Annotated in this window: 3 protein-coding genes and 1 pseudogene; all 4 read right to left on the bottom strand. The window is 61.1% G+C overall.

Translation table 11 applies throughout. The features are described 5' to 3' along the window. Positions 1-195 precede the first annotated feature (195 nt). On the bottom strand, positions 196-681 hold the full coding sequence (locus H3V53_RS42075; RefSeq protein ID WP_336602877.1) for a response regulator: 486 nt from the start codon (positions 679-681) through the stop codon (positions 196-198). 40 nt (positions 682-721) lie between these two features. Continuing rightward, a pseudogene (locus tag H3V53_RS42070) lies at positions 722-1,860 on the bottom strand (ATP-binding protein). Between the two features lie 791 nt (positions 1,861-2,651). Next, positions 2,652-4,112, bottom strand: coding sequence for an ATP-binding response regulator (locus tag H3V53_RS42065; protein ID WP_336602876.1), 1,461 nt, complete (start codon positions 4,110-4,112; stop codon positions 2,652-2,654). 481 nt (positions 4,113-4,593) lie between these two features. Continuing rightward, the gene (locus tag H3V53_RS42060; RefSeq protein ID WP_336602875.1) at positions 4,594-5,619 is read right to left on the bottom strand and encodes a chemotaxis protein CheB; all 1,026 of its coding nucleotides are present in this window, start codon (positions 5,617-5,619) and stop codon (positions 4,594-4,596) included. Between the last annotated feature and the right edge of the window lie 597 nt (positions 5,620-6,216).

Genomic DNA, 6,216 nt, shown 5'->3' with positions numbered 1-6,216 from the left:
CGGGATTTCGCACCAGCGACCGGCTGGCAAAAGTATTCCGTCGATTCATCGGCCAGTCACCAACCGAGGTGAGACGACGGGTATGAGTACAGGACTCGCTTGCGCCGTTCCTGAATGGCGAGGCGATGCGAGACCGTCCGGCTTTTCGGCCCGACACCCGATTCGAAGAGTGGGCCGCCCACACATGACAGGCAGTCAATGTGTGAGCCTTGCAATCAGTGCCACGATCTGCCCGGTCCCGCGGCCTTTTTGCAGATAGCCGTCAAATTCATCGTCAACGATTTTCCGCCGAACCTCGGATTCGTCCAGCGCCGTATGCGCAACGATGAGGGTGTTCGCTGTGTGAGGAGCCTGTCGCAGCGCGCGGGCAGCCTCGTACCCGTCGCACTCCGGCATCGAAATATCCATGAGCACGATATGCGGCAACCATGTAGTCCCGAGCGCGATGGCATCCCGTCCGCCGTACACAGCCTGGCAATCGATGTCGTGCAGCGACAGGTAGACGGTCAGCGCGTCGGCACCGTCCCGGTTATCGTCAACGATCAAGACGCGCAGTCTGACGCCTCCGAGAGCGACGCGCCGCTCGGTCCACGGACGGGGTGTCGAATAAAAGCGTAAAGGCGGCATGGCGATTCTGGTCGAAATGTCCTTTCCCACGAGCGCATGATCGGTGCCCGGCAAGGGGCGGATCGCTCGATTACGCCTGTGCGGATTGTACCGCTCACTGCCTACGGCGCGGCAGCCGCACCACAAATACCGTCTCTGCCTGATCGGAGCGTGCTTCGATCGCGCCATCATGGGCCTTCGCGATCTCGCTCGCTATGTAAAGGCCCAGCCCGAGGCCAACAGCCCGAGGCCACCCTTGCCGTCGCTGTCATCCCCATGATGCAAACCACGCTGGAGCGGATCGAAAATACGCTCCAGCGTCACGTCATCGATGGCCGGCCCGCTGTTGCGGACTTCAAAACGTACTCCCGTGCCGGCCTCCGCGAGTGCGACGCCGATCGGCGTATCCGCCGCCCCATGCGCGATGGCGTTTGACACGAGGTTGCCTAGCAACTGCTGCAGACGCGGGCCATCCCAGATGCCCTTCAGATTGCCCGTGGCTTCCAGATTGATCTGGCGTGCTGGATGTGCTGTGCGCAACTGGTCAACCAGATCGGCGAACACCTCGGCCAGATCGACCTCCCGGGGATCGATATTGATACCCAGTCCCAGCCTGGCCCGATTGAAATCACACAGATCATCCAGAAGGTTCTGCATGCGCGCACCGCTTCTTATCAGTCTGGCGGCCGCCTCCGAAACGTGGTCCCCGGCATTCAGGGCGGCAAGCGATGACGCTGTCATCTGGATGGTCTGCAGCGGGCTGCGCATGTCATGGCCCAGCATTCCCAGCAACAGATTGCGGGCCTGTTCGACCTGCTCATTGAAAAAGCCAATCGATTCCGCCAGTGCCTGATCGATGGCCTCGTTAAACCGGATCATGTCTTCCAGATCGGGAGAGTCGGGCGAACACGTCTCGATCCATAGGTGCAACACACTTGCACGCAGCGCGCGGTATTCAGCCGCCAACTGGTTGATGTTGAAACCGCGGCGCGCGCGAAGAACGGCATGCGTCTGTGCGGCCGTCTCCGGAGCATCGAGTGAGCGGTGGGCACGCCCCTGCGATTTTTCGCGTTGCTCATCCCTGGATTGCGGCGTCGTGATGTCTCTGGCCACCGCCTGCAAAATCTGACGCGCGTGATCGCGTAACGCGAGCGGGTCCATACGGGCTGCTGCAGGCAGCAAGGTGGTTGCAAAGGCTTCCCACTGCGCCAGGATCGGCTCCATGTCCTGCATGATGAACTCGGCTAGTCGCATGTTCGCTCTTCAGATGAAAGGAAGGCACCAATAGTACAGGCACCTGATGACGGTCAACGCGCCACGTGAGTCGCAGGCGGTTTCGAAAAGATCTACCGGCGCGCTTACTGCCGACGGCGCTGACGTGGCAGCGCCGGAGCCTCGACGTTCGATGCATTGGCGGCGAAAAAAATGGGTCGGACCACCATGCACGACGACTTACAATCGCCACACGGTCAATCCGAAGGAGTGACGCATGTACTTGGGTCACCAGGGCGTCGCGATCCAGCCGTCCGTCTCGAGAGCCGGTAACACATTCGTCGCCCGGGTTTCGATCTTCGAAGAGGCTGGCGAAATGACCTTTCTGGGCGAATTCGGCCAGTTCGCCAACCGTGAGTCGGCACTGGCGTCCGTGCGTTGCAGCACCGTATTCGCCGGGAATGGGCCGTTGCCCGAATCTCCGGTCCGGTATCTCGCCCGCTCGTGCGCAGACGGCCGGGTCGGACAATGCATGGCGCGGCCGGACGGAACGGCGCGAAAAAGTCCCGCCTGGTCCTGTTGTGAGCGTGCACCGGACGTCACTGCCAGGCGGGGTTGCGAGGGGAAAATCCGGGAGTAGTCACCCCCGGTCTTCAGAGTAGTGGATGTTCGGAGAAGATCAACTACTCCCGGCTGGTGGTGTTCCGGGGACCTCCTGCTGCCTGCGCGAGTGTTCAAGCGTTCCAACGCTCATCCGGCCGACGGAGGCCATCGGCCGTTCTACGGCGCTGTGGGCCGCCGCCCGGTATGGCTGCGAGAGGCGCTGAAAGCAGTTACCGACGTAACACTTCCGCCAGGTCTTCAAGCGACGGTGGCTTGACGAGGTAGCCGTCGAAGGCGCACTGATTCTCGTTGTGCTCGTCCGGCGTCGCGCATCCTGTGAGCGCGACCAGCCGGGTTGCACTGCACGCGGCCTGTTGGCGCAGCCGTAGTGCGAGCTTGATGCCGTCCATGCCCGGCATGTGGAGATCGATGAGCGCAACGTCCGGCGTAAATGACTCGATAATGGACAAGGCTTCCTCACCGCTCTGCGCGCGCCTGACATCGTGCCCGTCCAGCGCGAGCAGCATTGCCAGTGCTTCAGTTGCGTCCGCGTCATCGTCCACGAGTAGAACGCGCGCTGGCAGGACGGCGTTGGCCGCACAGTCTGCCCGTCTGACGGGATCCCGGGTAACGATAGGGAGCCGTAGCGTCACTTCGGTGCCTTTGCCCTCGCCCTCGCTGACAACGTTGACTTCTCCCCGGTGAGCATTGACCAGGTATCTGACAATCGACAGGCCGAGCCCAAGACCACTTTCGGATCGCCCGCATCCGGAAGGTGCCTGGGAGAAAAGATCGAAGACGTTGGGCAGCAGCGTAGGCGCAATACCTATGCCGTTGTCCTTCACTGAAATCATCGCATCCAGCGGCGTCGACCCGTCTTGCGGAATAATTGTGGAATCCGGTGCGTCCACGCGCAGCTCGATCTCGCCCCCCACCGGCGTGTATTTCACCGCGTTCATCAACAGGTTCGTTAACACCTGAGTCAGTCGCGCCGCATCAGCGAATACCGTCACACTGTGCGGCGGTAGAATCACGTGCAGCTGATGTCGGCGGTTTCCGGCCTCTAAGCTCACCGAAGCGATCGCGTCCCGGACGATATCACCCAGCAGGCAATGGTCGGGGTGAACGGAAAGACTCCCGTGCCGAACGCGGGATGCATCAAGCAGATCGCTCACAAGCCGTTTGAGTTGCTGAACCTGTCGGTTCGCGACGGCCAGCGCGGACAGGACGGCCCCATTTCCGGCCGCGAGCCGTTGCGCGGCCTCCAGTGCATTGTCAATCGGACCCAGTGGTCCTCGCAGCTCGTGGCCCAGCGTGGCGATGAACCGGTCTTTGGCAGTCTCCGCTTTGGAGAGCGTGTTATTCGCCGCCTCGGCCTGCGCGGCACGCCCTTCAGCGTCCGCGCGCGCGGAGGTTGCGGTTAGCGCGGCGCATGCGAAGTGCGCGAGGCCGGTCAGAATGCGACGGTGCTCGCTACCAAAGCATCGCACCCGTTCGTGAGACATGACCCAGAGTGCACCCAGTGGCCCGGTGGCCCCAGGTACGGGCACAACCAGCTCTTCGGCAATCTCCGGCGCCACCTCTGCCAGACAGGCAAACTTTCGCTTGGGAAACGGGAATAGCTGGGGAACCCCGAGCTGGATCGTTACACCGCCGGGACTCTGATCGTAAGGGATCGTGTGTCCGACCATGCCCGCGCATCGGCCAGAGACTACGACCCATCGCAAGGCGGCCATACCGCTCGCATCGCCCACGCGAAGACTGACGCCCGAACTGTCTGCATCGCATAGTCTAATTGCAGTGTCTGACAGCTGCTGGAGCATTGCAGCGTCCGACATACACAGTGAACGAGCCAGAGCAGGAAGTGCCTCGTATTCGCTGGCAACGTCCGTGCTAGGTCTTATCGACCGGGCCTCCCGCTGAGCGGTGACTGGCCCACCTGCGATGTTCGTCCCGCCATCTGGCGGCAGTGTCGGTAGCCCGGACATATTCGAAACGTCTCCTGGGAAGTGACCAAGCCTTCGCGAAGTTCTTTCTCATTCTAGATGCGTCGGTAGAAATTGCAGCACCCGATACTGTATTTTTTATGAGGGGCCGGTTTGTTTGGCCAATGAAGACCCCGCGCGGCATGCATCGCACGCGGTCGCCGCGAGAGAAGGGTTCGGCCGCGGGTTACGCATCGGCCGCGGGAGCGGCGGCCGCCGCATTTCCCGGGCCGGCAGACGTGTTGAGCCATTGCGCTGCCTGCGCCACCTTCGAAGTGGCTTCGCTGACCCGGTCGCTCAATGCAGCCCGCAGGCGCGAGTCGTCGGCGGCAGTTGAATCGAGCAGACGCCTGGCAAGCTCGGCTTCTTCAGTGAGCAGACCATACAGCCTGGCGATCGCCTTTTCTCGGGCCCGCGCCTGCTGCTCGAGCAGACACCGGGCCGTAAATGCATGCCCGGCGCGGCATCTGAAGCGTATCACCCGGTGGTCTCGTACTTCGAAAAGCGCACTGCTGCAATCGGGACAGCTCAACCCGGAAGCCGCGCTAAGTTTCGCAAACTGCGACCAGTCGGCCAGGTTCAACTCGCCCGCCGCCATGCGTGTTTCGACTTCGATAAGCGGATTTGCATTTGGAAGCTGCGAGCCGACGTCGTCGCTCGCCAGATTTACGAGAATCGCGCCCATTTCCGACAACGTGCAGCAATGGTCGACGCAAACGTGAGCGTGCGCGCTCCGAGGCATCGACGGAGCGACGGCTTCGGCATGATCCTGCACTATTGCAATGCCACCGCGGTCCTTGACGGCCATGAGACCGGCCGTACCGTCGTCCAAGTGTCCCGTCAGGATCACACCTACGACCGCCGCCCCGTATGAGCTCGCGGCGGACCTGAATAGTGGATCGACAGCGGGACGAACGTGATTCTCTCGCGGTCCCCGCGAAAGGCAGACGTATCCGGGTTGAACGAGCATATGCATGTCCGGAGGCGCCACGTAGACCTTGCCGCTCCGGATCATCTCCATGTTCCGTGGGTGTACCGCTGGCAAACATCCCGCCCTGCCAAGGATGCGCGGTAACCCGCCCAGGCTACTGGCATTGATGTGCTGTGCGACAAACACCGGTGCGGGGAAATTGGCGGGCAGCTGTGCAATCAAGGCTGAGATGGCCGCGATCCCACCTTCCGATGCGCCGATTACAAAAATACGTCCCGTCATGATTCGCCCCAGACTTAGCGATCGTAGCGAACATCATCCGGTCGAAGCCGGTCACGGCATTGACATGTGTCAAGGTTCATGCGACAGGCAGCTCTCTGTCCTATGGAGGAAGTCGGACGCGTGGTTTTGTTCACGGATGACAGGCGCGTACAAGGACGAGTTTCTTCACACGCTTCTTCTCGTTACAGATCTATTCGAGGGATCGAGTTCCTGCTTTCTGATCCGCAAATTCCTCATCGTCCCAACGCGACGTCTGAACGAACGCGAACCTTGGGTATAACCGCCTACCCTGGCTATTCGCAACGCTCACGATATCGGCTTGCGTACAACAGACCGATGAATCTTCATGCACTCCTGATTTCAAATGGGATAGCGTGTAGCAAATCGGAAGTATTCCGCCCCAGTCGCGCCTTCAATTGCAAATGGAAGCGTTTGATTGGCTGCTATGTGGCTGGTAGCGGTCCGCCACTCTCGACGTGCGTGACTGTCTGCTGTGGGTCCAGCCTGTGTGAAAACGCATTGATCGCCTAAACTAAATCAACGCGCTGAGACCGGGTGACTCATGAAGCGATTCGTTGAAGGCGATGACCGCAAGCA

The organism is Paraburkholderia bengalensis (assembly GCF_037126505.1).
GTDB classification, from domain to species: Bacteria; Pseudomonadota; Gammaproteobacteria; order Burkholderiales; family Burkholderiaceae; genus Paraburkholderia; species Paraburkholderia bengalensis.
Note: the sequence above shows the minus strand (reverse complement) of the source record. Positions and strands in the feature narration are given on the sequence as shown.

Coding starts and splice junctions, on each gene's coding strand:
- H3V53_RS42065 (WP_336602876.1), bottom strand. CDS start 4,112: ATGGTCGGACACACGATCCCTTACGATCAGAGTCCCGGCGGTGTAACG.
- H3V53_RS42060 (WP_336602875.1), bottom strand. CDS start 5,619: ATGACGGGACGTATTTTTGTAATCGGCGCATCGGAAGGTGGGATCGCG.